The organism is Streptomyces sp. NPDC001156 (genome assembly GCF_053598275.1).
Genome location: NZ_JBSFJX010000017.1, coordinates 26,937 through 53,924 on the forward strand (window position 1 = coordinate 26,937; position 26,988 = coordinate 53,924).

General features: G+C 69.1%; 24 protein-coding genes and 2 pseudogenes. 11 read left to right on the top strand and 15 right to left on the bottom strand.

What is annotated here, in order from left to right; translation table 11 throughout:
• Positions 1 to 247: 247 nt before the first annotated feature.
• The 3 genes and pseudogenes from ACWDA7_RS11815 to ACWDA7_RS11825 form a co-directional block, all read left to right on the top strand.
• Entirely contained in the window at positions 248 to 1,078 is an 831-nt protein-coding gene (locus tag ACWDA7_RS11815) for a hypothetical protein (protein WP_450603965.1), read from the top strand.
• Positions 1,079 to 1,094: 16 nt separating this feature from the next.
• A complete protein-coding gene (locus tag ACWDA7_RS11820) occupies positions 1,095 to 3,428 on the top strand; it encodes a bifunctional polysaccharide deacetylase/glycosyltransferase family 2 protein (RefSeq protein ID WP_450603966.1) in 2,334 nt (777 codons plus the stop codon).
• Positions 3,429 to 4,002: 574 nt separating this feature from the next.
• Positions 4,003 to 4,320 (top strand): annotated as a pseudogene (locus ACWDA7_RS11825) (tyrosine-type recombinase/integrase); the annotation flags it as partial.
• 820 nt (positions 4,321 to 5,140) lie between these two features.
• On the opposite strand, the gene ACWDA7_RS11830 reads toward ACWDA7_RS11825, so the two are convergent.
• Entirely contained in the window at positions 5,141 to 5,902 is a 762-nt protein-coding gene (locus ACWDA7_RS11830) for a phosphoglyceromutase (protein ID WP_450603967.1), read from the bottom strand.
• Between the two features lie 174 nt (positions 5,903 to 6,076).
• Here ACWDA7_RS11830 and ACWDA7_RS11835 point away from each other — a divergent pair, with 174 nt between their 5' ends.
• Entirely contained in the window at positions 6,077 to 7,330 is a 1,254-nt protein-coding gene (locus ACWDA7_RS11835) for an MDR family MFS transporter (RefSeq protein ID WP_450603968.1), read from the top strand.
• Positions 7,331 to 7,372: 42 nt separating this feature from the next.
• Here the strand turns inward: ACWDA7_RS11835 and ACWDA7_RS11840 are convergent, their stop codons facing one another.
• Both ACWDA7_RS11840 and ACWDA7_RS11845 read right to left on the bottom strand, forming a co-directional pair.
• Positions 7,373 to 7,861, bottom strand: coding sequence for a cupin domain-containing protein (locus tag ACWDA7_RS11840; protein ID WP_450603969.1), 489 nt, complete (start codon positions 7,859 to 7,861; stop codon positions 7,373 to 7,375).
• Between the two features lie 31 nt (positions 7,862 to 7,892).
• Positions 7,893 to 8,264, bottom strand: a complete 372-nt coding sequence (locus ACWDA7_RS11845; RefSeq protein ID WP_450603971.1) for a DUF4267 domain-containing protein — start codon at positions 8,262 to 8,264, stop codon at positions 7,893 to 7,895.
• A gap of 86 nt (positions 8,265 to 8,350) precedes the next feature.
• Between ACWDA7_RS11845 and ACWDA7_RS11850 the strand changes: the two are divergent.
• Positions 8,351 to 8,929, top strand: a pseudogene (locus ACWDA7_RS11850) (TetR/AcrR family transcriptional regulator).
• Between the two features lie 17 nt (positions 8,930 to 8,946).
• On the opposite strand, the gene ACWDA7_RS11855 reads toward ACWDA7_RS11850, so the two are convergent.
• The 3 genes from ACWDA7_RS11855 to mshA all read right to left on the bottom strand — a co-directional run bounded on the left by ACWDA7_RS11855 (position 8,947) and on the right by mshA (position 12,636).
• Positions 8,947 to 10,614 carry a glycosyl hydrolase family 28-related protein gene (locus ACWDA7_RS11855; protein ID WP_450604031.1) on the bottom strand — a complete coding sequence of 556 codons (1,668 nt, stop codon included), beginning with the start codon at positions 10,612 to 10,614 and terminating at the stop codon, positions 8,947 to 8,949.
• Positions 10,615 to 10,774: 160 nt separating this feature from the next.
• A complete protein-coding gene (locus tag ACWDA7_RS11860) occupies positions 10,775 to 11,275 on the bottom strand; it encodes a YbjN domain-containing protein (protein WP_450603973.1) in 501 nt (166 codons plus the stop codon).
• Positions 11,276 to 11,298: 23 nt separating this feature from the next.
• Positions 11,299 to 12,636 (bottom strand): D-inositol-3-phosphate glycosyltransferase, encoded by a 1,338-nt coding sequence (gene mshA, locus ACWDA7_RS11865; protein ID WP_432929546.1) that lies wholly within the window; start codon positions 12,634 to 12,636, stop codon positions 11,299 to 11,301.
• Between the two features lie 281 nt (positions 12,637 to 12,917).
• On the opposite strand from mshA, the gene ACWDA7_RS11870 reads away from it, so the two are divergent.
• The 3 genes from ACWDA7_RS11870 to ACWDA7_RS11880 all read left to right on the top strand — a co-directional run bounded on the left by ACWDA7_RS11870 (position 12,918) and on the right by ACWDA7_RS11880 (position 16,686).
• A complete protein-coding gene (locus tag ACWDA7_RS11870) occupies positions 12,918 to 13,736 on the top strand; it encodes a class I SAM-dependent methyltransferase (protein WP_450603975.1) in 819 nt (272 codons plus the stop codon).
• Positions 13,737 to 13,965: 229 nt separating this feature from the next.
• Positions 13,966 to 15,048 (top strand): NlpC/P60 family protein, encoded by a 1,083-nt coding sequence (locus tag ACWDA7_RS11875; protein ID WP_450603976.1) that lies wholly within the window; start codon positions 13,966 to 13,968, stop codon positions 15,046 to 15,048.
• A gap of 342 nt (positions 15,049 to 15,390) precedes the next feature.
• Positions 15,391 to 16,686, top strand: a complete 1,296-nt coding sequence (locus tag ACWDA7_RS11880; RefSeq protein WP_361825410.1) for a PP2C family protein-serine/threonine phosphatase — start codon at positions 15,391 to 15,393, stop codon at positions 16,684 to 16,686.
• Positions 16,687 to 16,821: 135 nt separating this feature from the next.
• Here the strand turns inward: ACWDA7_RS11880 and ACWDA7_RS11885 are convergent, their stop codons facing one another.
• From ACWDA7_RS11885 to ACWDA7_RS11900, 4 genes are all read right to left on the bottom strand, one after another.
• The gene (locus ACWDA7_RS11885; RefSeq protein WP_450604032.1) at positions 16,822 to 17,157 is read right to left on the bottom strand and encodes a DUF2516 family protein; all 336 of its coding nucleotides are present in this window, start codon (positions 17,155 to 17,157) and stop codon (positions 16,822 to 16,824) included.
• A 135-nt stretch (positions 17,158 to 17,292) separates the two neighbouring features.
• A complete protein-coding gene (locus tag ACWDA7_RS11890; RefSeq protein WP_450603978.1) occupies positions 17,293 to 17,949 on the bottom strand; it encodes a hypothetical protein in 657 nt (218 codons plus the stop codon).
• A 90-nt stretch (positions 17,950 to 18,039) separates the two neighbouring features.
• Positions 18,040 to 18,522, bottom strand: a complete 483-nt coding sequence (locus ACWDA7_RS11895; RefSeq protein WP_361825412.1) for a helix-turn-helix domain-containing protein — start codon at positions 18,520 to 18,522, stop codon at positions 18,040 to 18,042.
• Between the two features lie 314 nt (positions 18,523 to 18,836).
• Positions 18,837 to 19,979 (bottom strand): phosphotransferase, encoded by a 1,143-nt coding sequence (locus ACWDA7_RS11900; protein WP_450603979.1) that lies wholly within the window; start codon positions 19,977 to 19,979, stop codon positions 18,837 to 18,839.
• A 240-nt stretch (positions 19,980 to 20,219) separates the two neighbouring features.
• On the opposite strand from ACWDA7_RS11900, the gene ACWDA7_RS11905 reads away from it, so the two are divergent.
• Positions 20,220 to 21,074 carry an HAD family hydrolase gene (locus ACWDA7_RS11905; protein ID WP_450603980.1) on the top strand — a complete coding sequence of 285 codons (855 nt, stop codon included), beginning with the start codon at positions 20,220 to 20,222 and terminating at the stop codon, positions 21,072 to 21,074.
• Here ACWDA7_RS11905 and ACWDA7_RS11910 read toward each other — a convergent pair.
• Positions 20,993 to 21,901 (bottom strand): winged helix-turn-helix domain-containing protein, encoded by a 909-nt coding sequence (locus ACWDA7_RS11910; RefSeq protein WP_450603981.1) that lies wholly within the window; start codon positions 21,899 to 21,901, stop codon positions 20,993 to 20,995. The genes ACWDA7_RS11905 and ACWDA7_RS11910 overlap by 82 nt on opposite strands.
• Before the next feature lie 135 nt (positions 21,902 to 22,036).
• Here ACWDA7_RS11910 and ACWDA7_RS11915 point away from each other — a divergent pair, with 135 nt between their 5' ends.
• Entirely contained in the window at positions 22,037 to 22,258 is a 222-nt protein-coding gene (locus ACWDA7_RS11915; RefSeq protein ID WP_450603982.1) for a hypothetical protein, read from the top strand.
• 59 nt (positions 22,259 to 22,317) lie between these two features.
• Here ACWDA7_RS11915 and ACWDA7_RS11920 read toward each other — a convergent pair whose 3' ends face one another.
• Positions 22,318 to 23,106, bottom strand: a complete 789-nt coding sequence (locus tag ACWDA7_RS11920; protein ID WP_450603983.1) for an HAD family hydrolase — start codon at positions 23,104 to 23,106, stop codon at positions 22,318 to 22,320.
• A complete protein-coding gene (locus ACWDA7_RS11925; protein ID WP_450603984.1) occupies positions 23,055 to 23,933 on the bottom strand; it encodes a GntR family transcriptional regulator in 879 nt (292 codons plus the stop codon). Before ACWDA7_RS11925 ends, ACWDA7_RS11920 begins: the two co-directional genes overlap by 52 nt.
• A gap of 229 nt (positions 23,934 to 24,162) precedes the next feature.
• On the opposite strand from ACWDA7_RS11925, the gene ACWDA7_RS11930 reads away from it, so the two are divergent.
• A complete protein-coding gene (locus ACWDA7_RS11930) occupies positions 24,163 to 24,351 on the top strand; it encodes a hypothetical protein (RefSeq protein ID WP_450603985.1) in 189 nt (62 codons plus the stop codon).
• A 28-nt stretch (positions 24,352 to 24,379) separates the two neighbouring features.
• On the opposite strand, the gene ACWDA7_RS11935 is transcribed toward ACWDA7_RS11930, so the two are convergent.
• Positions 24,380 to 25,282: a winged helix-turn-helix domain-containing protein gene (locus tag ACWDA7_RS11935; protein ID WP_450603986.1), complete on the bottom strand. Its 903-nt coding sequence runs from the start codon at positions 25,280 to 25,282 to the stop codon at positions 24,380 to 24,382.
• 359 nt (positions 25,283 to 25,641) lie between these two features.
• Positions 25,642 to 26,898: a GNAT family N-acetyltransferase gene (locus tag ACWDA7_RS11940; protein WP_450603987.1), complete on the bottom strand. Its 1,257-nt coding sequence runs from the start codon at positions 26,896 to 26,898 to the stop codon at positions 25,642 to 25,644.
• Positions 26,899 to 26,988: the final 90 nt, after the last annotated feature.

Here is a 26,988-nt window from a genome sequence, read left to right on the forward strand (position 1 = left end):
GGGGCCCCTGATTCCAGGGTCCGGGCGCGTTCGCCGTCGCATCGCGGCACAGCAGTCGCCGCGAGCCGTGTCCGGGGAAGCGAACGGCGAGCCCCATGCTGTCATCCTGTCGGTTTCGCCGTTGACCGACCTGTCCCTTTCGGTTGATTCGTTCTGTCCTGCGAGGCCCAGGTGTAACACTTCCGGCCGAGTTCGCTCTGTCTATGCGGGCGACTGTGTCGGTCGGCCAGGACAAGGAGCACGACTCGTGCAGCGGACGGACGAAAGCGGCAGAGCGTACGGTGAGGATCCGTACGGCGGCGCCGGGTACGCGTATGCCTACGGCTACGAGCACGGTGGGAGTGCCCCCACCGACACGGCCACGCTGCCCTGGGCTCCGGAACAAGTCGCGCAGGGGACGCACCCGACGGGCCATGCCCATGCGGCGGGGACGGACCCCTACGCCGCCTGGCCGCATCTCTATGTCGTCGCGACGGATCCCCACGCCGCCGGACCGGGGCCCGCCACGACGTCGGGAGACGCTCCTCACGGCGACGTCCTCACCGTTTCGCCTCCAGAACTCGACCCGCCCGGCCCTCCGGCACCAGGACCGGGAACGCCGAAGACCGAGTCGGTGGGGCCCGTCTTCGTCGATGCCTCGGGGCGACGCCGGCGTCGCGTGCTGCGCGCCGCCCAACTGCTGGTGCTCCCGGCCGGCGGCTACGTGGCCCTGTTGATCAGTACTCTGCTGGGCGGTCCCACCCTCAACGCCCCGTTCGTCCCGCAACCGGACTCCCCGCACCCGACCACGCCCTCGGCGACCGCACCCGACGCCTCTCCCGGCACAGGCCACGCCGCAGGGAAGGGAGGCGGCCTTTCCGAGGCGCGGACGAACTCCAGCCCCACGCGGACGCAGAAGGCCTCCGGCTCCGCTGACGGGTCGACAGACTCCGCCACCTCTGAGGCCGCGCCCGTTCCCACCGCGGCACCCACCGGTATCGCGTCCCCGACCTCGCCCCCGACCGCAACCCCCACCGCCACTTCCAGTTCTCACTCCAAGGGCCGCGCGGTCGGCTCGTCCCACAATCCCGTGAAGTGATCCAAGGCCCTCTGCCATGACCAATCGCAGACGCCCCGGCGCTCCTCGTCGGCGCAGACTCGCCCGCCAGATCACGCCTCGCGCCCATTGGCTGCTGCTGAGTGTGTTCGCGGTGACCCTGTCCATGGCTCTGCTGTTGCAGGGCTACACCCACCACATGTTCGGTATCACCTCGGACAGCGTGACCGGCGCCCGTGGCCGGACCGACACAGTGCCCAGCCAGGTGGTCCACGGTGGCCCGGTGATCGCGAACGCCGCCACCTCTGCGCACACCGCCCGGGTGAAGGCCCGCACCATCGCGCTGACCTTCGACGACGGCCCGGACCCCGTCTGGACGCCACGGATCCTGGACGTGCTGCGCCGCAATCATGTGCACGCGACCTTCTTCGTCGTCGGGACCCAGGTTGTCGCCCATCCGGAGCTGGTCCGCCGGATCGTCGCCGACGGCCACCAGATCGGCATCCACACCTTCACCCATCCCGACCTGGCCCACCTCGCCCCCTGGCAGCGTTCCCTGGAGCTGCGCGAGAGTCAGCTGGCAGTGGCCGGTGCCGCGGGGGTCACCACCGCACTGCTCAGGCCGCCGTACTCCTCCGAGAACGACGCGCTGGACGACGCCGACTGGTCTGTCCTCAAGCAGGCCGACGCGGCAGGCTACGTCACCGTGCTCACCACCCAGGACGCCGAGGACTGGCAGCGTCCCGGTGTGGAGCGCATCCTCGCGAATGCGACACCCCACGGCCACGCCGGGCAGATCGTGCTGATGCACGACGCCGGCGGTGACCGGTCCCAGACCGTCGCCGCACTGCAGTCCCTGATCCCACGGCTCAAGGCACAGGGCTTCAGGTTCGCGACGGTCTCCGACGCGGTCGGCATGGCCGCACCTGTCCAGCCCGCCGGGCTCGGCGACCATCTGCAGGGCCTGGCCCTTATCAAGATGCTGCAGGGCGGCGACTGGGCCGTGTGGCTGCTGGGCCTGCTGATGTACGCCGCCGGAGCGATCAGCGTGCTGCGCGCGATGGTCGTGCTGATCGCCGCCCGGCGGCACCGGCGCCTGAGGACCGGACGGAGCCGCTCCTGGGGTCCGCCGGTCACCGAGCCGGTCACTGTCATCGTCCCCGCGTACAACGAGAGCGCCGGGATCGAGGCAGCCGTACGCTCCTTGCTCGCCTCCAACCATCCGGTCGAGATCATCGTGGTGGACGACGGTTCCACCGACGGAACCGCCGACCTGGTGGAATCGCTCCACCTGCCGGTGCGGGTGATCCGCCAGCAAAACGCGGGCAAGCCCGCCGCACTCAACACCGGCCTCGCCGCCGCCACCTGGGACCTGGTGGTCATGGTCGACGGCGACACGGTCTTCGAACCGGACACCGTCCGCACGATCGTGCAGCCCTTCGCCGACCCCCGCGTGGGCGCCGTCTCGGGCAACGCCAAGGTCGTCAACCGCGGTGGCCTGCTGGGCCGCTGGCAACACATCGAGTACGTGGTCGGGTTCAACCTCGACCGCCGCCTGTTCGACCTCGCCGAATGCATGCCGACCGTCCCCGGAGCGGTCGGCGCCTTCCGCCGCCGGGCGCTCCTGGACCTCGGCGGCGTCAGCGACGTCACCCTCGCCGAGGACACCGACCTGACCATGGCGCTGTGCCGCGCCGGCTGGCGCGTGGTGTACGAGGAAGGCGCGAGAGCCTGGACCGAAGCGCCCGCGTCGCTCAACGCCCTGTGGCGGCAGCGATACCGCTGGTGCTACGGCACCCTGCAGGCAATGTGGAAGCACCGCGGCGCTCTGCTGCAGCGCGGCGCCGCCGGAAAACTGGGTCGCAGAGGCCTGGTCTATCTGCTGCTCTTCCAGGTACTGCTGCCGCTACTCGCACCCGTCGTGGACATCTTCGCCGTGTACGGGCTGGTCTTCCTCGACCCGGTCCGGATCATCGGGCTGTGGCTCGCCTTCCTGCTCCTGCAACTCCTGATGGGCCTGTACGCGTTCCACCTGGACAAAGAACGCCCGGGACCGCTGTGGAGCCTGCCACTACAGCAATTCGTCTACCGGCAACTGATGTACCTGGTGGTGATCCAGTCCGTCTTCACCGCCGTGACGGGGTCACGCCTGCGCTGGCAGCGCATGGAACGGTACGGCAGCCTGCAGGCCCCGATCGGCGCTGAGGCGTCCCGCAATGGCCACTCTCCGCAGGAGCCCGGTTTTACGCAGCCTGCACCGCACGAGGGCTATCCCCAGCCTGCACCGTACGACGCCCTCCAGCAGCCGGCACCCTACGACGGCCCTCCGCAGCCGCCACCCCACAACGGCTTCCGGCAACCCGCACCGCACGAGACACCGCAGTTGTACTGAACTGAGAGAAGTGACGCGGCGGTCCTCTAACTTGCGCCTGCCTACTCGATCAGAGCTGTTACCTGCTGGTGAACTGTCGATGGTTGTCAACGCTGGTCATCGTTGAGTGCTCTACTACGGCCCAGAGACGGCCCCGGGATCCCTACCCGGGGCCGTCGCTAGTTTGGAAGACGCCGGATGCGGATGACGGCTGACCTGGCAACTCCCTGACCTGGGCCGGAGCGCGATCGGCACCGCTGTTGCCCGTGAGTCCCCGCTGCGTCCCGCCGGACCGGGCACGGCAGGGGCACGGAGATCACGCAAAACTGCGCTGCTCACACACCGGTCGCGGGCATACTCCCTCGCTCCGCTGCGGCGGTTCCCGTGTGGTGTGGGCTGCCTGGCTGTCGGGCGGCCTACCAGCCGAGCAGGGGTTCGCCGAGTGCCAGGCCAGTGGCTGCGAGCCACTCCTCCTGCACGTCCCGGTTCCTGGTCCCGATGGAGAGATAGACGCCGTGAGTGCCCTGCGCCGGTTCGGAACACTGCGAAGTCCAGACGTCGTTGAGGCACAACTGGACACCGCACAGCTTGCTGGCCCAACGGTGGGCACGTCTGGCGTACGTCGCTGAATGAGGACCACTGGAAGCCCGCTCTTGCGAAGGTCGGCGTCATCCCGAAGGCCAAGAGCCGCGTGCATGCCGCCGCCCGAGAACACGGCATGCACGCCCTCAGGCACTTCTACGCGTCCGTTCTGCTGGACGCCGGGGAGAGCATCAAAGGCGTCAGCGAGTACCTCGGGCACTCCGACCCGGGCCTGACCCTGAAGGTGTACGCGCACCTCATGCCCAGCAGCCGGGACCGTGCCCGGAAGGCTCTCGGCCGCGCGCTCCGACCCCAAGATCCACAGCACTGAGGGCCCAGACAGGGCACACCGCACGAAAAGCCCCGACCCGCGCTATAGGTGCAGGTCGGGGGCATGATCAGTGGGTCCCGATCCAGCTGGTCGGGGAATTCTCCGCTCGAATACGTACGAACCGCTCCGCAGTCTCCTGGAGCGCGGCCCTCAGAGCTGTGATCGCCGTTATCCTCCGCTCGGGCAGCACATCATTAGGGGCATCGAGTTCGCCGACGGCATCGAGTGCCTTCCAAGCCTCGTAAACGATCCGGGGTCTGTTCCATCGGAACCTCCCGGAGCAGCGCAGATTTCTTCATCCCCCAACCAGCGGTCTCAACGTTGTCCACAAACCGCAGGCCGTAAAACGCCTCTTCCGCAACGAAGCGCCCGATCGCAGCGCGCACCTCGAACCCAAGAAACTCGCATGAGAGTAGCTGGATTTCCAAATTGACCTCGGGGTACGGGGTAGGACTTTGCAGGTCAGGGGGCGCCTCCCACTCATCCGGTAGATCATCAAGCCACTCCCACCCCTGCGGCATGGGCATCAATCAGCCCCCTTCCCCGTTTTCATCGACCACTCATCCGAGTTGCTCGATGAACCATCTCCGCGCCGCGCCTGGAGTCGTCGGCACGCGCGGTCTGTCGGCCGACCGTTCTGGGTGAGGCTGACGGGAGCCGTTCTTGTACACACGCCTCAGTAGCGGGCCCGTGCCCGGAAGGCTCGCCCCCAAGCGCTCCAGCCGCAAGATCCGGGGCCCTGAGGGCCCAGAGTGGGCCAGGCCGTGAAAACGCCCCCGATCCGCGCCATAAGCGCAGGTCGGGGGCGTGATCACAAAGACTACTTCTTCTTGCCCTGGTTCTTGACCGCCTCGATGGCCGCCGCGGCTGCCTCCGGGTCGAGGTACCGGCCGCCCGGGGTGACCGGCTTGAAGTCGGCGTCGAGTTCGTAGAAGAGCGGGATGCCCGTCGGGATGTTCAGGCCGGCGATGTCCGCGTCCGAGATGCCGTCGAGGTGCTTGACGAGGGCGCGCAGGCTGTTGCCGTGGGCCGCGATCAGGACCGTGCGGCCCGAGGCGAGGTCCGGGACGATGCCGTCGTACCAGTACGGCAGCATGCGGAAGACGACGTCCTTCAGGCACTCCGTCCGCGGGCGCAGCTCCGGCGGCAGGAGCGCGTAGCGCGGGTCGTTCGCCTGGGAGAACTCCGAGTCGTCGTCGAGCGGCGGCGGCGGGACGTCGTAGGAGCGGCGCCACAGCATGAACTGCTCCTCGCCGAACTCCTCGAGGGTCTGCGCCTTGTCCTTGCCCTGCAGGGCACCGTAGTGCCGCTCGTTCAGGCGCCAGGAGCGGTGAACCGGGATCCAGTGCCGGTCGGCCGCCTCCAGCGCGAGCTGCGCGGTCCGGATCGCGCGCTTCTGGACGGAGGTGTGGACCACGTCGGGCAGCAGGCCGGCGTCCTTGAGCAGCTCACCGCCGCGGACCGCCTCCTTCTCGCCCTTCTCGTTCAGGTTGACGTCCACCCAGCCGGTGAACAGGTTCTTGGCGTTCCACTCGCTCTCGCCGTGGCGGAGGAGGATCAGCTTGTACGGTGCGTCGGCCATGGCTCCGAGCGTAATCGAAGCCTCCGCGCACTCGCGCCCGCGCCCGCCTGGCGGACCGCCACCCCCTCGGACGCCCACCGGTTGACGGCTTCTGTTAATTGAGTGGCCGGCCCCGACCGCTCGATCGTAAGTTGTGCTTGCCGCCCGAGCCGCTTACATACGTGGGGACCCGCCATGCCACTCGCCGCCCTCAGACGTGCCGCCCGCGAGACCGTCTCGGGGCTCCCCCGTGAGTTCTGGTGGCTGTGGACCAGCACACTCGTCAACCGACTGGGTGCCTTCGTCGCCACCTTCATGGCGCTCTACCTGACACTGGGCCGCGGCTACTCCGCGTCGTACGCCGGCCTCGTCGCCTCTCTGTACGGACTGGGCGGAGTCATCTCCTCCATCGGCTCGGGCGTGATGACCGACCGGCTGGGGCGCCGGCCGACCCTTCTCGTCGCCCAGTCGTCGACGGCCGTTTCCGTCGCCGTGCTCGGCTTCATGCGTGATCCGGTCGCGATCGCCGTCGTCGCCTTCCTGGTCGGAATGGCGAGCAACGCCTCCCGGCCCGCCGTGCAGGCGATGATGGCCGACATCGTCCGGCCCGAGGACCGGGTCCGCGCCTTCTCCCTCAACTACTGGGCCATCAACCTCGGTTTCGCCATCTCCTCGGCGGCGGCGGGCTTCATCGCCGAGTTCAGCTACCTGGCGGGGTTCCTGATCGAGGCGGGGATGACGATGATCTGCGCGATCGTGGTGTTCGCCAAGCTGCCGGAGTCACGGCCCACCCGGATCGGCAAGGAGGCAGTCGAGGAGGTGGGACTGGGCACCGTGCTGCGCGACGGCCGCTACATGAGCGTGGTCGGCCTGTCCTTCCTCGTCGCGCTGGTCTTCCAGCAGGGGTCCGTGGGCCTGCCCGTGGCGATGGGCAAGGCTGGGTTCACACCAGCTGACTACGGCATGGCGATCGCTGTCAACGGCATACTGATCGTCGCACTGCAGATCCCCGTCACGCGTGTCATCCAGAAGCGCGACCCGCGCCGGCTGCTGGTGTTCTCGTCCCTGCTCGCGGGATACGGCTTCGGGCTGACGGCCTTCGCCGGCTCGGTCGGGATCTTCGCGCTCACGGTCTGCGTGTGGACGCTTGCCGAGATCGTGAACGCGCCGACCCAGACCGGTCTCGTCGTCCGTCTCTCCCCGGTGCACGGACGCGGCCGCTACCAGGGCATGTACACCATGTCCTGGTCGGTGGCCGGCCTGGTCGCCCCGGTGATGTCCGGCTTCGTCATCGACCGGCTCGGCGCGGCATGGCTGTGGGGTCTGTGCGCGGTGGTCGGCACGGGCGCGGCGGCCGGGTACGGGGCATTGATGCACCGCCTCCCTGCCGAGGGGGCCGCGACGGGCCCGGCGATGACGGTGGCCGAGGCGGAGGCCGGAGCGGCCTGACGGGGGCACCCCGTCCTGGGGTGTCCCCGGACCGGGTCCGGGCTAACGCCCGTCCCACACCTCGCTCGTCAGGAAATGGTTGTCGTACAGCTCCTGCACCTCCAGCAGCGTCTCGGGCGGTACCTTCCCGAGGCCGACGCGCGCCAAGTGGCGGAAGTACTCGAAGCGTTCGATGCCCGGGGTGATGACGATCAGGATGTCGGCGTCCTGTCCCGGGGCGGCGGCGAAGGCGTGCGGCATGCCCGGCGGCACGACGGCCAGGTCGCCCTGCTCCGCCGTGACGATCCGGTCGCCGGACAGCAGTTGGGCCGTGCCGTCGAGCATGTAGAACATCTCGGCTGAGCCGGCGTGGTAGTGGGGCCGCGCCCCGTCCGCGCCCCCGTTGAGGGTGACGCGTTGCGTGGAGAGCGCACCGCCGGTCGCGCTGCTGTCGGCCAGCAGCCGCACGGTCGTGGGGGCACGGCCGACGACCTCGGCGTCGGCGGAGCGGACGATCACGGACGAGTCGAAGTGCGGTACGAACAGCGACATTTCAGAACTCCTCGGTAGGCGCTTCGGCGGGTCAGACGAGGAAGAGCAGCGCTGCGGCCGCGAGCACGACGACCGCCGTGGCGAAGTGGATGCCGAAGGCGGCTGCACGCGTACCGCCGTGGCGCAGCACGATCAGCGTGTCGCCGAGCGGCACCAGCGCGGCGGCCACCATGAACCAAGCCTCGGCGCGCACTCCGGCGAACGCCAGCAGAGCGAGGCCCAGTATGCCGGTGGCGGCGTCGCGCAGGCCCTTGATCTCCAGGTACGCGGCGTCGCCGGCGGGCTTGGCGGGGACGCCGTAGCCGGTGGCGGCCGCCCGGGGCTGGAGCAGGAAGCGGGCGCCGATCACGAGAACGAACAGGTCGAGCAGAAGGGCAAGGCCGTAGGCGGTGGTGGTGAGCACGTCGGTCTCCTCGCTAGCGCTGCTAGGTGTTGGAGCCAAGCTAGCAGAGCGTCGACAGGAAGACTAGCGGTGATAGGATCCCAAACATGTCGATCCAGACACGCCGCGAGCGCGAACGAACGGAGCGCGAGCAGCTCATCGTCACGGCCGCAAGGGAACTCGCGGGGCCGAGGGCTGGGACGCGGTGACCACACGGCGGCTCGCCGCCAGGATCGAGTACAGCCAGCCCGTCCTCTACAGCCACTTCAAGGGCAAGGAGGCAATCATGGCCGCCGTCGCCGTGCAGGGCTTCGAGGAACTGGCCGGCGAGCTGTACGCGGCACGCACCTCGGCGCCCTCACCGCGCGACGCGCTCGGCGCGGTGCCGGGCCTACGCCGGCTTCTGCGAGCGGCGCCCGGCACTGTACGACGTGATGTTCACGCTCACCGTGGATCTGCCGTTCGCGACCCCCGAGGCACCCGCCCCGCTGCACGCCGCCTTCGGCGAACTGCGCCTGGCCGTCACCCCGCTCGCCACCGACGAGGACCCGGGGGAGCTCACCGAGACCGTGTGGGCCGCTCTGCACGGCCTGCTCACGCTGATGCGCAGCGGTCGGCTGCGCCGCGAGCAGCACGACCGCCGGCTGGCCCTTCTGATCAGCCGTTTCTGCCCGCCGGACAAATGACCGGCACAAGCGACGGGCTACAGCTCCCGCTGGGCCTCGTACAGGTTCCGCGGCCGTACGACGTCCGTCGTGCCGTACAGCTCCAGGCGGGAGTGCAGATCGCCGGTGAAGTCGGGCACGTCGATCTGGTCGAACTCCGTGACCTCGTTCAGACCGACGGTGGCGGAGTAGGGCGCCAGTCGGTCGATCTTCATCAGACCCGCCCGGCCGTTGGTCACACGGACGTTCCAGTGGGTGAAGCGGGCACCGAAGAGGGGGCCGGCGGAGGCGTCCCCACCGTGGCGGCCGTTGTTGTTCACCGTGATGTCCGTGCGGACGTTCGCGAACGGCAGCCCCCGGTGCGAGTCGAAGGTGCCCATCTGCATCTCGCCGCGCGACCAGACGTTGTAGGAGGACAGGCCCTCCACATTGATGCCGTGGAGCTGGGTGTTCGGCGGAGCCGGGACGGTGCGCTGCTCGATGGTGAAGTCCTCGATCAGGTTGTCGTGCGAGCCCTCCCGGCAGAAGTACGGGTGGTGCGAGCCCCGGCCGGCCACGCGGGTGCGCCGCAGGGTGCACGAGGAGGCGGCGACCAGGCCGAAGCCGTTGTCGACATGCCGTACGACGACGTCGTCCGCCCAGCAGTCGTACGTGCACTGGAACACGACGCCGTTGCAGCCCTTGTCCAGCAGGTGCGGGGACTGCGGGGTCTCGACCGCCTGAAGGGTCAGCCCCTCCACGCCCGCACCGGTGAGGGGCCCCATGTGCGTGGTCAGACGCGGGTCCCACTCCGGACGCACGTCCAGCGGAAGGGGTCGCTCGAACGTGACCTTCCGGCCGGCCACGCGCGCGATGCGCACGGGCCACTCATAAGGCACGTACGACGTCAGCTTCGTCTTGTCGTCCCAGTAGTACGCCTCGGGGCCGGGGCCACCGCCGGACATGTGCTCCAGGAGGGTGTGGCCGGCGTCGTCCGCCAGGCGCAGAAGGACGAGTTGACCCGGCCTCAGCCGCCGGGCCTCGGCGACCGTCACCGACCAGGAGCCCTGCTTGGCCGGGGACACCGCGGTCAGCGTCTCCCACTCGTCGCGCTTATTGCCCGTCCAGCCCTCGAAAGGCCACGCCTTGGCCTGGACGGCCGCGATCAGGGAATCCCAACGGGCCGTCGGCGCCAGCCAGATGAGTCCTCCCGCCCAGGACCAGGAGGACTTGTCGCCGCCGTACCGGGAGCCGTAGACGCCGATGAGCTCGGTGAGGTTCTTGGTGGCAGACAGCGTCGTACGGTCGCTGCCCGCGCCCCGCAGGACGACGTCGTCGTACCCGATGCGGATCAGGCCGTCGATGCGGTAGGTGCCGGGCGGGATGATGACCGTGCCACCACCGGCCCGTCCGGCGGCGGCGATGGCACGGTTGATCGCGGGCGCGCAGTCCGTCGTGCCGTCCGCCACGGCGCCGTAGACGGTCACGTCGGCCACCACGGGACGGCGGGGCAGACGCGTCGCCCCGGCGCGGTAGCCGGCCCGGCCCACGTACGGAATCTGCGGGTGGGTCAACGGCGTGCGGACGAACTCCCGCCACAGGGCGGGAACCTCGCCCCTCGGTCGGGCAGGTGCGACGGCCGCCGCCGGCGTGCCGGTCACGGCGACGGCCGCCACGGCGATGGCGCTGCCGAGCAGGCCCCTTCTGCTGATGTCCGCGTGACCCATGCCCATGCCCGAACCGCCTTCCAAGGACGTCAAGGACTCTCAGAGACGTACATATCCATGGATGTGAACAACGTTCAGAGATACGTTGGTGGTGAGCATGCCACGCAGGCCATAGGCGGGAACAGAGTCCTGCAGCGATTGATTGGTACGGACCGGGAGGTCAGCTCTCGGATCGCTCGGTCAGGTGACTGAACGCTTCCAAGTTGCGGGTCGACTCACCGCGGGACACCCGCCACGCGTACTCCTTGCGGATCGCGGACGCGAAACCGAGCTCGAGCAGGGTGTTGAAGCTGCCGTCGGCCGCCTCCAGGACGGAGCCGAGCAGCCGGTCCACCTCGTCCGCCGTGACCGCGGCCAGCGGCAGCCTGCCAGTCAGATAGATGTCGCCGAGCGGGTCGACGGCGTAGGCGACGCCGTACAGCTTGAGGTTGCGCTCCAGCAGCCAGCGGTGCACGGCCGGCTCGTTCTCGTCGGGATGCCTGATCACGAAGGCGTTGAGCGAGAGGGAGTGCCTGCCGACGATCAGCGAGAGGGTGGTCGACAGCTTGCGCGTCCCGGGGAGCTTCACGACGTACGAACCCGACTTCGGACTCTCCCACTCCAGCTCGGCGTCTTTGAGAACCCCTTCGACGATCTGTGCCGCCCGCTGTTCGTCAGACATGCGGGCAGCGTACGCGACGGCTCTCAGGCGCCGTACGCGCGCGCCCGGCGCCGGTGCGCCTGCATGGCCGCCGTGTACACCCCGGCCGTCGCCGAGGCGGCCGTGTCCCAGCCGAAAGACTCGGCGTGCCGCGCCGCGGCCCTGCCCATGCGGCCGCACAGCCCCGGGTCGTCGGCGAAGTCGCGCAGTACGCGCGCGTAGGCAGCGGGATCGTGGCCGTCGACGAGGACGCCCGTCTGCCCGTGCTTCACCGCCACGGGCAGCCCGCCGACCGCGGCCGCCAGCACCGGAGTACCGGCCGCCTGTGCCTCGATGGCGACGAGCCCGAAGGACTCGCTGTACGACGGCATGACCAGCACGGAAGCGGCGCGGAACCAGTCCGCGAGCTGGTCCTGCTCGACGGGCGGGCGGAAGCGCACGACGTCGGCGACACCCAGCCGGGCGGCGAGTTTCTGCAGACCCTCCGGTTTGGCGAGGCCGCTGCCGCTGGGACCGCCGACCACGGGCACGACGATGCGGGACCGCAACTCCGGGCGCTCGTCGAGCAGGACGGCGACGGCGCGCAGCAGCACGTCGGGGGCCTTGAGGGGCTGGATACGCCCCGCGAACAGGGGGATCAGCGCGTCCTGCGGCAGCCCGAGCCGGGCCCGGGCGGCGGCACGGCCGTCGGCGGGCCGGAAGCGGTCCAGGTTCACACCCGGATGGACGACGGCGACCTTGCCCGGGTTCGCCGCGTAGTGCCGTACCAACTCGCCGGCCTCTTCGGCGGTGTTGGCGATGAGCCGGTCGGCGGCGCCCACGATCTGGGTCTCGCCGATGACACGGGCAGCGGGCTCGGGGGTGTCGCCTGCGGCGAGAGAGGCGTTCTTGACCTTGGCCATGGTGTGCATGGCGTGCACCAGAGGGACGCCCCAGCGCTGGGCCGCGAGCCAGCCGACATGGCCGGAGAGCCAGTAGTGGGAGTGCACGAGGTCGTAGTAACCAGGGCGGTGACCGGCCCAGGCCTGCATCACACCGTGGGTGAAGGCGCACAGCTGTGCGGGGAGGTCCTCCTTGGCCAGCCCTTCGTACGGTCCGGCGTCCACGTGCCGGACGAGGACACCGGGGGCGAGCTCCACGGCGGGCGGAAGAGCGGCCGTGGTGGCCCGGGTGAAGATCTCCACCTCGACGTTGATCTCCGCGAGACGCTGCGCCAGCTCCACGATGTACACGTTCATGCCGCCGGCGTCGCCCGTGCCGGGCTGGTGGAGCGGGGAGGTGTGCACGGACAGCATGGCGACACGACGCGGCCTGCGGTGCGGCAGCCGCAGCCGCGAGGCAGCCGGGGAGCGACGCCCGAGCCTGCTCACGTACTGGCTCACGTGGCGTTCCTCCTTGTCGCGGGCATGTCGGATGGGAGAGTGCAGAAGGCCTCTCAAGTGATCCGAACGCCGGAGGAAAGCAGTCCATTTCCCTCCCCGGCAGCTTTGCCGAATCATTACCCATTATCGCTCAACCGTTCGACGCCGTTCGGCGTGCGGCGCGCCGCGGGACGGACGGCGCACGGAGGCGTCTTCCCCGCCGATCGGTTGTCCACAGGCCGGTGCGGTCGGCTGTCCACAGGCTGGTCCCGCCCCCTGGCCGGCCGCTTACTCTCGTACGCATGTCAACCCGCGCCGCGTCCCGCCCCGTGGGTACGGTGACGCGCGGGACCACCAATCCGAACCGCCTGCGCCGGATGGACCGCTGGATCGCCGCGGTCCACGGTGCGGAGCTTCGCCGTACGGCACACCCCGTGGCCGTCGACCTCGGGTACGGGGCCGCACCCTGGACCGCGGTGGAGCTGCTGCAGCGGCTGCGCACGGCAGCACCGCTCACCCGTGTGGTCGGCGTCGAGATCGAACCGGCCCGGGTCGCGGCCGCGCAGCCCTACACCCGTGAGGGCCTGGTCTTCCGGCACGGCGGCTTCGAGGTGCCCGTGGCGGGCCGCCCGTCCCTCATCCGTGCCGCGAACGTCCTTCGGCAGTACGAGGAGGGCGAGGTCGCCGCGGTCTGGGAGCGACTGCGTGCCCGGCTCGCCCCCGCGGACCCGGCGTCCGGTTCGCGCGGCGGGCTGCTCGTCGAGGGCACGTGCGACGAGATCGGCCGCCGCCACGTATGGGTGGCCCTGGGCCCCGAGGGTCCGCGCACGGTGACCTTCGCCACCCGGCTCGGGTCCCTGGAGCGTCCGTCCGATCTGGCGGAACGGCTCCCCAAGGCGCTCATCCACCGCAATGTCCCGGGCGAGCCGGTGCACGACTTCCTGCGCGACTTCGACCGCGCCTGGGCCGCCGCAGCGCCCTACGCCTCGTACGGCGCGCGCCAGCGCTGGATACGCACTGTCCGCCGGCTGACGGCGGACTGGCCGGTCACGGACGGCCCGGCGCGCTGGCGCCAGGGTGAAGTCACCGTGGCCTGGGGAGCATTGGCGCCACGCCGCTGAACCCGGTCCCACCTGCAGGGAACGATCTCCCTGAGTCGTTCGTCACATTCGCGGGGAGATCGCCGCAAGAGGGCGCGCACGGGGGAGAGTGATCGTCGTACGAAGTGCGGCAGGGGAGGGAGTTTTTGTGCGGCCTGGCCCCGCCCTCTGTCACTTTGCGCGCCGACGTGCCACGATCCCCCCGGGCGACCGTAAGTTACTGACGGTAAATCAGATGTGAGGAAGAAGTATGGGATCCGGGAAGCGGACCCTGACCACGGTGGCCATCGCTCTGGTCTGTGCGGTCACCGTGCTGGGCACACCAGGAGGGGCTTTTGCCACCCCCGGCCGGCCGACCCCGGCACCCACACCGTCCAGCGGTTCAACTCGCGTTGCCGGCAAGGACCTCGAAGCCGTCCGCAAGAAGCTGGACGACCTGTACCACGACGCAGCGGTGGCCACCGACGCGTACAACGCGGCCCAGGAGAGAACCAAGAACCAGTCGGCGCAGATCGTCCGGTTGGCCCAGGAGATCGTCAAGGGTCAGGAGAAGCTGGCCGATCTGAAGGACCGCGCGGGAGCCGCGGCCCGCGCGCAGTACCGCGGAGGCGGCCTGCCGCCGGGTGTCCGGCTCTGGCTGAGCGACAACCCGCAGCAGTTCCTCGACGGCGCCGGCACCGTCCTCCAGGGCGAGCACGCGACCGAGGGTCTGCTCGCCGAGATGACGCGTACCCAGCACGACTTGGAGCAGTACGCGCGCGACGCCGCCGATCGGTGGCAGGAACTCGACGCCAACCGCGAGGCCAAGGCCAAGGCCAAGAAGAAGATCGAGAAGCAGATCGCCGCGGCGGAGAAGCTCGAGTCGCAGCTGAAGAAGCAGGAACAGAAGCGGCTGCAGGAGCTCGAGGACGAGGCCGCGCTCAAGGCGCAGACGGCCTGGCTCGACTCCGGGATACTCAAGGAACTCCGCGGCAAAGCCTCCGGGGAAGGCCGGAAGGCCGTGAAGTTCGCCGCCGATCAGCTCGGCAAGCCCTATGTATGGGGAGCCGAGGGCCCGAAGTCGTACGACTGCTCGGGACTGACCTCCCAGGCCTGGGCCGCGGCCGGAACGGTCATTCCGCGCACCTCGCAGGAGCAGTGGAAACATCTCCAGCACGTCGACGTCAAGGACATGCGCCCCGGCGATCTGATCATCTACTTCCACGACGCCAGCCATGTGGCGATGTACGTCGGCGACGGCGCGATCATCCACGCTCCCCGGCCGGGCCGGACGGTGACGATCGCAGGCGCGGGCTCGATGCCGATTCTGGGGGTCGTACGACCGGACGCGTAGGGCCGTCCCCCGTGAGCCTGTTGATCACCCGTCGGGCTCATGGGAGGACGGGCTCTACCCCTCAGCGAACGGCCGAGTGGCGTGCCCCACGTGACGCGCCCCACGTGACCGCGCGCACTCCACGCGACCCCCAAACCCAGGCCCCACGTGACATTCGTCATCTCCGTCCAGGGCGCGCCGTGTCCAACTGCGGTAGGGGATGCGGCATATGACGCTGGCCGGTTGCCTTGCACCCCTCACCAAGGCATTCCGTTGCGCCCTCTGCTACCGCTATGGTCCCGGTCGGTGGGTCGAGGTCCCTCGCCCCACCATGCCCTCGGGGGGAGGGAAGGAACCGACACGATGCCCGTACCCGTACCGCGGCCGAGGGCGATGCCGGCCGCGGAGAGTGGTCAGGCTCAAGCCGAGTCCCGGCCCGGGATCCAGGCCGCACAGGGCCAGGCCCCCCGTGGCAAGGCCCCGTCCGACACGCTCACCCTGCTGGTGATCGAGGACGACCCAACGGGCCCGCCGATCGTGCCCGAGATGCTCGATTCGGCAGGCCGCCCCATACGGCTGCGCACCGCCCGCAACCTCACCGAGGCCGAGCGGCTGCTCACCCATGACGTCCAGTGCATCCTGCTGGACCTCGCGCTGCCCGCTCCCGGCCGGGCGGCCGCGGAGGACGACGAGCTGGCCGTGCTGCGGCATGTGCTGCAGCTCGCGCCCCGCCATGCCGTCCTCGCCCTCACCGCGTCCTGCGACGCCGAGCGCGGTGCCGACGCGGTGCGTGTCGGTGCGCAGGACTATCTGTTCCGCGACGAACTGGACGGGCGGCTGCTGAGCCGCGCGATCCGCTACGCGGTCGAGCGGAAGCGCTCCGAGACGGCCGAGCGGCGGCTGACCGAGTCCAGGCTGCGGGCCCAGGAGAACGCCCGTCTGGAGCGCGGCCTGCTGCCCAACCCGCTGCTGGACGGCTCCTCGCTGCGCTTCGCGGCCCGCTACCGCCCTGGCCGTTCCCGGGCACTGCTCGGCGGTGACTTCTACGACACGGTCCGTACGCCGGACGGCACGGTGCACGCCATGATCGGCGATGTCTGCGGGCACGGCCCGGACGAGGCGGCGCTCGGCGTGGAGCTGCGTATCGCCTGGCGCGCGCTGACGCTGGCGGGTCTGTGCGGCGACGAGCTGCTCTCCACGCTCCAGCAGGTCCTGGAACACGAGCGCGACAACGAGGAGATCTTCGCGACGCTGTGCACGGTGGACATCGCACCCGACGGTCGCCGCGCCGGACTGTGCCTGGCCGGTCACCCGTCTCCGCTGATCGCCCGCCCGGACCGGCAGGCCGAACTGTTGCCGTACAACAACAACGGCCCGGCGCTGGGTCTGCTGCCGCGCGCCCGCTGGCCGCGTATGCAGGTGGAGCTCGGCCCCGCCTGGAGTCTGATGCTCTACACCGACGGACTGATCGAGGGCCGGGTCGGCGAGGGCGGGGAGCGCCTCGGCCTGGAGGGCATGGTGGAACTGGTCCGTCGCCGGCTGGCCGAGGGCCTGGGCGGCGAGGACCTGCTGCGCGCGACGGTCAACGAGGTCCGCGACCTCAACGGCGGGGAGCTCGCGGACGACGTGGCCGTCGTCCTGCTCAGCCGCGCGCCGTAGGGCAAGGGCACGCCCGCGCCGCAGGACGAAGACACGCCATAACCCGGCCGCGGCACGACAGCCGCGGTCCGGCCCGCACCGCCCGCCGTCCTGCCGCGGCCGTGGGCCGCAGGCGCATGTGCCGCGCCCGGTCGGTCACCGTCCGCCGTTGTACGGACCGTAGGGCCCGTCGCTGCTGCTTCCGCGGCGGCGACGGCCCCAGCCGCCGCCCGAGACCTGCCTGAGGGCGGGCCGCACGTCCACGAAGAAGACGATCGAGGCGACCAGGCCCGCGAGCTGCAGGAAGAGCATCGGCACCAACAGGTTCACCGCGACCGCGATACCCAGGATGATCAGCCAGAAGCCCTTGTTCTGCTTGTTGGCCGCCCGGTAGGCGTCATCCCGGTACAGCACCGCCATCACCAGTGCCACCACGGCGAGCACCAGCATGGCGAGATAAAGCAGCGACAGAACGCCGCCGAATGCCGTCATCAGCACAATGCCCACCACCCGGGTCGAGTCCTTTGTATGGCCACCGTACCCATGTCCTGCGGCCGTGTATCAATGAGAACGGGCCGGACACTCCAGGAGTGCCCGGCCCGTCGCATGTCGTCCGACACGCGGTGCTTACTTGGCCGGCGGCGTGGTCTTCTTCGCCACGGGCTTCTTGGCGGGGGCCGGGGCCTTCTTCGCCACCGGCTTCTTGAGGGCGGTGGGCTCGGCCTTGGCCTCGGCCTCCGCCGGCTTGGGCTCGTCCTTGACCACGACGGGCTCGGGCTTGCCCTCGACGGCGACGGCCAGGTCCTCGATCTCGTCGGCCGCCTCGCCGCGCCAGGTCTTCACGGCCTGCTCGCCGTGCTCGGCGACCTTCTCGTAGGTCTCACGGGCCTTGACCGCGTACTCAGCGGCCACGCCGACGCCGCGCAGGGCGAAGTCCTGGGCGGTCTCGCCGAGCTTCTTCAGGTCGGCGTCGAGGTTGTTGCCGAACTTCTTGATGTCCGAGTCCAGGCCGTTGAGGAACTGGCCGACCTTCGTCTGGATGGTCGTCTGGGTCTCCTTGACGCGGGCACCGGCCTCCTTGGAGAAGGCCGTGGCCCTGTCCTGGACCACCTTCCGGTCGGTGTTGCGCACGGCCTCGATTCGGGCAGGGGCCTCCGTGCGCAGCTGCTCGACCAGAGCGGGCACCTTCCTGGCCTGCTGGAGGGCCAGGTCCGCGGTGCCCGCGGCGAAGTAGAGCGGGGTCGGGTCACTGAGAGTCTTGCGCAGGTCGTTGGTGATGGCCATGGAAATGGATCTCCCGCTTCGGCTTTCGGCTGAGGGTTTTGGGTGGTCCGCTGGGTGCTTTCCGCTCGTCCCGGTCATCCGATCTCCGGGTCAGCCTGCGGTCTGCAGCGGACCGGCATCGCCGTCGCCGGCCGTATGGGGGTCGGGCTCTGCGGTGTCCTGGGCTGCATCCGTGTCCTGGGCCTGCGGGCCGTCCTCGCCGGACGTGTCCGCCCGGGCCGTCTCGAAGCCGTTCTCCTTGCGGAAGGACTCGTAGATCTGGAGAAGCACCTGCTTCTGCCGCTCGTTGAGTGTGGGATCGGCGAGGATGACGGCACGTGTCTCCACCTCGTCCCGGTCCCGCTCGGCGTCGAGAATGCCGGCCCGCACGTACAGCGTCTCGGCGGAGATCCGCAGCGCCTTGGCGACCTGCTGCAGCACCTCCGCGCTCGGCTTGCGCAGCCCGCGTTCGATCTGGCTCAGATACGGATTGGACACCCCGGCGGCGTCGGCGAGCTGCCTGAGCGACAGCTGCGCATTGCGCCGCTGTTCGCGCAGGTACTCACCGAGATTGCCGACGTTGAGCGATGCCATGTACCCACCATGCCGCACCGGCGCTAACAATTGCAAGCACCTGCTTGCAAAAGTGCGCTGCGCCACGCGCGGTGTCGCACGGTCGACGTACATCACACCCTCGCCTGGACAGCGACACGCCGTGGCGCCACCACGCGGACGAGTGATGAACGAACCGGTGACAGGCCTCGCGTACCCCACGGATCGGCGCCGACACGGGCACCCGGAAGACACAAGCGCACCCTCCTCGACGTACATGAGAAGGGTGTGAACCCCGAAGGACAATCACCCGAAGGAGGTCTTCGGGTAAGTGGTTCGAACCGGACGCGCACCCGTCAGAGCGCTACTGGGTGGCCCTGCTCCCGGAAAGCCGGATCCATTGCTTCCCGGGCTGTACGCCCTTTCGTCGCCCACGGGGCGAGCGACGATGTGACACGGTCCAGGTCCGGCACGTGGGCGAGACCGAGGGGCTTCTCGGCGGCGGTCAGCACCTGGTGCACCTTGTGGGCCTCCTCCTCCAGGACGGGCTCGCCGGCCTCCGGCCAGGAGTCCAGGAGCTGGGTGGCGCGGATGACGTCGGTGAACACGGACTGGGCCCGCTTGAAGTCGAGCAGTCTGGGGAGATCCTCTTCCCAGCCGTTCGTGCTTCCCTCTCTCTCCTCTTCCATCGCCTCGCACCACCGCTTGGCCATCAGGTCGTGCTGCGCCTTCGGATAGCGCATCAGATACAGATGAGTGGCCAGGTCGTAGAGAGGGTCACCGAACATCGCCAGTTCCCAGTCGATGGCCCACAGCCCGCCCAGGTCGTCGACGATGAAGTTCTCCCGGTGCAAATCGGCGTGCAGCAGGCAGAAGGGCCGCTCGCTCAGGCCGGCGACACGCTCTCTGAGCCGGTCGAAGGACGATCCGTCGAGCCCCAGCGAGGCGAACAGATCCGGGAACCTGGTCAGATTGTCCCGGTACACGCGCTCTTCGGCGAAACAGATGAGGCGCTCCAGGAACCCCTCGGTGTCCCCGTCGGCAGGCCGGTCCTCGGGCCTGCACTCGCGCTCGACCTCCAGCGACGTCGGCGTCACCTTGGCCATCTGGCGGAACAGGCGCAGGATCTGGGCCGTGATGCCATCGGGAACCTCCGTGCCGGATGCGTACCGCGTCCCGAGCGTCTCCCCTTCGATGAACCTCTGCAGGCGCACTCCGTCGGCGACTTCGATGAGTTCGGGGATGCCCGAGATACGGCCCTGCAGAGCGAGCAGCAGCGTTTCCTCCGAGGCGAAGCACCGGCGGTCGAACCAGAGCAGGTTACTGCGCGGCTCCCGGCACTTGCCCCGTATGGAGTAGGACCCGGTGATCGCGGCGGGCAGGGGGATCACATAGGTCTCGTGGTGATAACCCGCGAGCGGCCCTTCGACCGCGCCCGGATCAGCGCTCATCTCGGTGGCGCGATCCCGCGCGGCGAAAGAGACACGTTCGGCTGACATCGTTCGTTCCCTGGCCTGAAAGCGCACCCGTGGTGCGGAAGTGATGCACGGTACTCCCCCGCGGATGAGCATGGTGCCAGAAAGGATTCTTGCAACGTGTCGGTCGCCCCCGTGGCGGAACGAACGACCTGGCATAGGCCAACCGTGTGGCCCGGCACGGTGGTCGCTCCCGGTCGTGGCACCTCCGAACGCCGCGCGCGCCTGCTCCCGCCGAATGGCACGGTCGTCGACACTGACGAGGTGATCACCAGTGGAGGCACGCACGACGTACTCACCGACCAGGAGACCCTGAAAGGGCTTCTGAACCGTGTGCGTGCCGTGCTGTTCGACTTCGACGGCCCCCTGTGCGACCTCTTCCGGGGGCGGTCGACCACGTCCATCGCCGACGAGGTCAAGGTAAGGGCCCGGCAGGAATGGGGCCTGCTGGACGCCGGGGCCGAGGCGTGCACCGACTCGCACGGCATGCTCCGCGAGCTCGCGGGGATGTTGGACCGGTACGGGCAGAGCGCGCTCGGCGGGCCGCCGGTCTGGGCCGACACCATCGTCAAGAAGCACGAATACGCGGCGGTGGCGTCCGCCAGGGTCGCCGACGGCGCGCACTTCGTGGTGGACGCACTGCATGCCCTCGGGAAACGGCTGCTGGTCGTGACCAACAACGCACCGGGGGTGGTGCGGGCCTTTCTGGAGCGAACCGGCCTCGAGCCGAAGTTCGACGGCATCTGCGGCCGGGACCCCAGGGATCCGCGCCGCATGAAGCCGCATCCCGATCCGGTCCTGCGTGCCCTGCGGCGCCTTCCCGCGGTGGAATCGGACGCGGTGCTGCTGATCGGCGACCAGGTGACCGACCTCTTGGCGGCGCGCGAGGCGGGAGTGCTCTTCCTCGGTTACGCGCAAACGGAGTCGCGCGCCCGGGAATTGGACGCCTTTCGGCCGGAGGGTGTGATCAGCTCCTACGCCCCGCTCATCGGCGCAGCGGCAGAACTTCTCCGCGAGGCCGCGGCGCAGTCACCGGGTCATCCCTGCGCATCGATGGCGATGAGGCCCCAAACCGAGTCGAACCAGGACTGCATGCGGTCCACGAACGCCGTCCCGTAGAAGTCCGGGTCCTCGCTCTTCTCGAAGTGCAGCAGACGGGCCCCGAGTCCATCGACGTCGATCGCGTCTATCTCCTCCATCGTCGGCAGCACGATGGGCCGCTGGATCACCTCGTACATGCCGAACAGCGCCTCACGGCCGTTCAGGAGATAGAGCTTGAAGGGCGGCGGGATGGCGACGTACCGGATGCTCACGTCGACCTGCGGGACGTGGCCCTGAGCTCGTAGTTCCTCGAGCTTCCTCCGCAGCGACGTCGTGCTGTCGTGCGCGATCTTCCGCAGGCGCTCCAGGGGGCGTACGTCCTTCGGGTCCGCAAGGGCCCGCAGATAGGGCAGAGGAAGGTCCCCGGCGGGAATCAGCATGCGCAGGGCTATGCGCTGCGGTGCGATCTCCCCGGTCCGGATCCGTTCTCCCTGCAAGGTGATGCTCGAGTCCAGGGACTCGGACGTCAGCGTGAAGACGTCGAGCGTCACCTCGGGTTGCTGGAACGCCTCGGAGATCCGCGATGAGACCGTGCTGTGCGACCGCCGAGCGGGCGCCGTCGCGTCCGGACGGGGCTCACCCGCCGGCCCCGGCTGCTGCTCGCCCGTGGAGACCACACGGGACCCGCTGCCCTGCCGGGACTCGATGAGGCCTTCGTCCCTCAGCTTCGCCAGCGCTCGCTGCACGGTGTCGCGCGAGACGCCGAACTGGTCGGCGAGCTCACGCTGGGTCGGCAGCAGCGAGCGGGGTGCGTAGCGGCCGACGACGATGCGGGACCGCAGTTCGTTCGAGACCCGCTCGAACTCCCTGCCGCCGCCCTCGTCACCGATGCGCTCGCCACCCACACGCCGACCGTACCGCTCCCGACTGACAAGCAAACCAGTTTCAGTCAAATAAGCATCCCAACCGGCCCGCCAGTTAACCGATCAACCTTCAAGGGGATGACCAGATTAAGTCAACCAGTCCAATAGGACCGAAGGTTGATCGCTTCTCTGCACCAGAAGCCACCCGGGGGAGTCATGGTCGTCCTTGAACTGCTCTACCGCGTACTGCTCATAGAGCTCCACCAGGTCTTTGTCTCGCGATACGGCGTGTGGGGAGCCCTCTGTCTCTTCTTCATCGGCGTCGGAGCGCGGGCCCGGAACACGGCATGTCTGTCTGCCGGCGCCGTGCTCTTCGTTCTCCTGATGTCGCAGGCCTGAGGATCGCCCGGCCACCCACCCAGTCAACCAGTCCAATCGCGCGAGAGCGCGGCGGCGGATCAGGCCTGTGCGCGCAGGACCCGTAGCACCGATTCGAGCGAGCGCACGATCACCTCGGCGCCCGCGTCGCTGAGGAGCTTCTCCTTGTCCTCGTTGCGCGCATAGCCGAGGAAGGGCACGCCCGCCTGTTCAGCGGCCTGGAAGTCGGACGGGGTGTCCCCGATCATCAGGGTGGCCCCGGGGGCCGCTCCCATCGCCTGTAGGGCCCGGTTCAGGTGGTACGGGTCCGGCTTCTGCTGGTGGAGTTCGTGGGTGCGGCCGTAGATGTGCGGGGTGAAGCACTCGGCGAGTCCGCGATGCGTCAGGTACGCGGAGACCGTGCGCGCGGAGTTGTTGGTGGTGACGGCGAGCCGGGCGCCGAGCGCGGTCCAGGTGCGTATCAGCGGGTCGGCGTACGGGGTGGGCTGCGCGCTGGGGACGGCCCTCAGTTCCCGCTGGGTGAGCATCTCCTCCAGGTCGGCCACCAGGTCGCTCCCCCGGTGCCGCTGATCCACCGCGTGCAGAACCGCCTGCGGGTCGGGGTCCTCCTTCTCCTCCTCGGTCAGCAGCCTCAGGAGCCCCTGCGCCTCCAGTCGCTCCACGAGTTCCCGTGCGATCTCCGACGCCGAGTAGCCCGCGAACAGCCGGCAGATCGGCCCGTCGAAGTCGAAGAGGACGAAGCGTGCGCTGGTGATCAGTTCGAGGAGTTGTTCCGTCAGTTCTGTCACCGGATCAGTCTGCGTCGTGTCAGGAGTCACTAGGAGAGTGTCAGGTCCGTCGTGATGGTTTCCCAGAGGGCGTCGAACCACTTCTGGGATTGGTCGACGAAGGCCGCGTCCCGCTGGCTCGTCCTGCGCTCGAAGGAGAACAGGAGGGACGTGGTGCCCCAGGTGTCGTACATCTCCAGGGTCTGGCTCTCCACCTCCTCCTCGCGCTTGGTGAGCATGTAGTACGCGATCAGGGCCTCCGACCCGTTGAGGAGGTACAGCTTCACCGGTGGTGTGAAGGGGAGCGCCCGGAACGCCACATGGACGTCGATCTTGTGCGATGTGCGCAGGACCTGGAGGTTGTGACGCAGGACGTGGCCCTGGGCGTTGCGCTGCTCGAGCCAGCGGCGGTGGACCGGGTCCTCGTCGCCGGCGCTCTTGACCGAGATCGGGAACGCCAGGTTGATGTCCCGGGAGGGCAGGAGGATCCGCACGTCGATCGACTGGGGGCGGATACGGCCCTCGTGGATCAGGCGGACCGGTTCGCCTAGCGCCAGCATCAGCGTCTCCGCGGTCAGACAGGCCGCGTCTATACGGACGTGCGGCACCGCGAACGCCTCCGTCAGCCGCGGCGCCAGGGCCACCATTGTCGGCTGGGGTTCGTCCCTGACCGGCTGCGGTTCCGCGACCCTGGGCGGGCTGCCCTTGGTGACATTGCTGAGCAGGCCGTCCTCCTGGAGGGCGCGCAGGGCCTGGCGGACAGTGCCCCGCTCCACTCCGAACTCCTCGGCCAGCTCGGCCTGGGTGGGCAGGCGGTCGCCCGTCTTCAGGTCGCCGGCACGGATGCGGTCCCGCAACGTGTCGGCGATCTCCTGCGGCGAGAGTCTTCTGCTGCCGTTCACTGCGACGTTCTCCTGGGTCACGACCAAACGCTACAACCCACGTCCATCTATGTGGAGTTGTCTGATGATTGTTTATACATAGATACCAACTGGGGATAACTTCAATGAAGTTGGCTGCCAACTCTACCGAGTTGGCGGAAGATTTGCCTCCTCTCGCCCATCAACCGCAGGTAGTCATCCCATGCACACGGCTCGTTCCCCCGCTGCCCCGTCCGCCGGATCTGGGAGATCCGAACTTCAGGAAAGAGGTGCCGCCGTGCCCGCCCTAGCACTCCTCTCCGCCCTCTTCGTCGTCTGCTTCGACCAGTTCGTCCAGTGGAAGTACGGCACGATGGGCATGATCGGCCTGCTGCTGCTCACCGTCGGCGTCAAGGCGAAGAGCCCCACCTGCAGCTCCGTCGGGGCCGTGGTCCTCGCCCTGACGGTCACCCAGCCCGCCCTGTGAACAACCCGCCCTGTGAACAAGGGGGCGGCTAGCTTTCGAACTCCAGCTCCGAACTGATGGTCTCCCACAGTGCGTTGAACCACAGGTGCGACTGCTCCACGAAGGTCGTGTCCCGTAGGCCCGTCCCCTGCGCGAAGGGGAACAACATGGACTGGGTGCCCTCCGCGTCGTACATCTCCAGGTACTTGTGGTCGATCTCTGCGCCGCGGCGGGTCACCGTGTAGTAGGCGAACAGCGCCTCCGCCCCGTTGAGCAGGTACAGCTTCACGGGCGGAGTGAAGGGCAGCGCACGGAAGGACACGTGTACATCGATGCCGTGCGTGCTGCGCAGTGTCAGCAGGTTGTGTCTGAGTACCTGGCCCTGTGCGTTGCGTTGGGCCAGCCAGCGCCGGCGCAGCCGGCCGTCGTCCGTGTCCTCCACCGGCGCGGGGAACGCCAACTCGATCCGGCCGCTCGGCAGCAGAACCCGCACATCGACTTTGGCCGGTTTGATGCGCCCCGCGTGAATCGCACGCAACGGCTCGCTCATCGCGAGCGTCAGCGACACCGACGTCAGGCACAGGGCGTCTATCTCCACGTGCGGAGCCGCGAAGGCGGCGTATATCCGTGGGGCGAGCGCCACCATCGTGGGCTGCGGCGTCGCCTCTAGGCCGGAAGGCACCCCGCCCACGAACCGTGCGACGGTGGCCGGGCTGCCCTTGGACACATTGGTGAGCAGATGCTCCGACTGCAGGATGCGCAGCGCTTGGCGCACCGCTCCCCGTTCCACGCCGAACTCGTCCGCCAGCTTGGCCTGCGTGGGCATGCGCTGGCCCGGCCGCAGCGCTCCGGACCTGATCCGGCTGCGCAGCTCGTCGGCCACGTCGTGGTGTGACCGCTGTGGCCGTTGTGACCTCTCCCGCCCGTTGACGGCGGCACCTTCCGGCTCCACGGCGAAACATTACAACTTCACGCCATCTTTGGGCAGTTCAACGATAGGTGGTTATGAGACGACTCCAGCTGGAGATAACTCAGTTGAAGTTGGTCGCCAACTTCGGCGAGTTGAGCAAGCTTGAGCAGCCTTGCAAGACATGGTCCTACTTTCGGGAGGTTGGTCACGTTCCCGGGACGGGAACGCCAGGCGCTCAAGCCGGCAAGACGACTGATCGGACTCCCTTCCGGAGGGGAGCCGGGAGCTCGGTCGGTCGCCATCGCCCGCACCCTCACAACCACAACTGAATCGCTACGGATGCACAGCAAGGAATGCCACCACCCGCACGGAAGGAGTGCCACCGAAGGGCCCGCAAGGGCTCAGAAGATGTCCGGGCACCACGGTCGCCTGGATGTACGCAGCAGGGCGTCGGCGACAAGGGCGGCGCCCTTTTGCTGTTCCCGCACGCGCCCGAGCGCCGCGAGCCGGACCGCGGACTCGTCGCCCAGCCACAGCGTCGCCAACTCGCCCACAGGCAGGGCCAGATGGGGCTCCCGGTCGGTCGGCACGCAGGTCGCACCGTCCGGTCCCGCCTCCAGCAGGTAGCGGCCCGAGGCCAGCCCCGTCTCGTCGACGACCTCCAGGACGAGCGTGCCCCGGGCGTCGTACGTGCGTGCCTCCAGCGCCCTTGCGACGTCGAGTATCCGCACCCACAACCAGTCCGCGTACGTGGTGAGACGCGCGGCGCGCGGGTCCGGCAGGAGGTGCGGCAGCAGATCGTCCGGGGCCCGGTACCCCGACTTGACCGCGGTGACCCAGTCGATCGAGCAGAGGTAGTGCCACAGGGCACGCTCGGCGGCCGGGCCGGTGGTGATCAGGCTTCTGACCTTCGCCGTGTTCAGAGGCCTCTTGTCGTCGCCCCAGTGGTCGTCGCACACATACGTGGCGAGGCCGTCGACCTCGCCGGACGCGGAGCGGTGAACGGCGTAGAACGGCTCGGTCCAAGGCCGGGCGTCCAGGCGGATCACGCCCGTGTGCTTCTGCCACCAGCGCTCGTCGCGGTTGACCACGCCGGGCCGGCTGCGGCGGAGGCGCTCATGGAGCTCGGGGCCGAGCTTGCGTACGTCGGAGCCGTCCACGAGGTCGATACGGCCGCCGTCGTCCGGGGCGGGGCGGTGGCGGTCGAGGCCGGTGCGCGGGACGTCCACGGTCCACTCCACGGTGTGGGTGGCCGGGCCGAAGCCGTAGCGGCCGTAGATGGGGTACTCGGCGGCGATGAGCGTGGCGACCACGTCACCGCGCTCCTTCGCTGCGGCGAGGTCCCGCGCCATCATGCGGCTGAGGATGCCGCGGCGGCGGTGGGTGGCGGTGACGGAGACGTTGGTGATGGCGTCGGCGGGTACGGGCGTGCCCCCGACGGCGGTGAGCTCCTGCGGGAAGGAGCGGAAGGTGGCCACACAGCGGCCGTCGTCGAAGGCGCCGAGGGTGCGGGACGGGATGATGTACGTGCCGAAGTCGGCGACGTCGTGGTCCGAGGGGTGCGGGGGCTGGAGGAAGCCGGTGCTGAGGGCGCGGCTCCAGTCCCGGATCTCGGGTTCGGTGATCGAGCGTACGTCGATGTCCTCGCTGCGGCTCATGGGAACACGCTAGGGGGACGGTCAGCAGGGTGTCGCGCGGATTTCCCGCGCGCGGAGCAGGTCGGTGCCGCCCCCCGCCCTCGCGGCCGC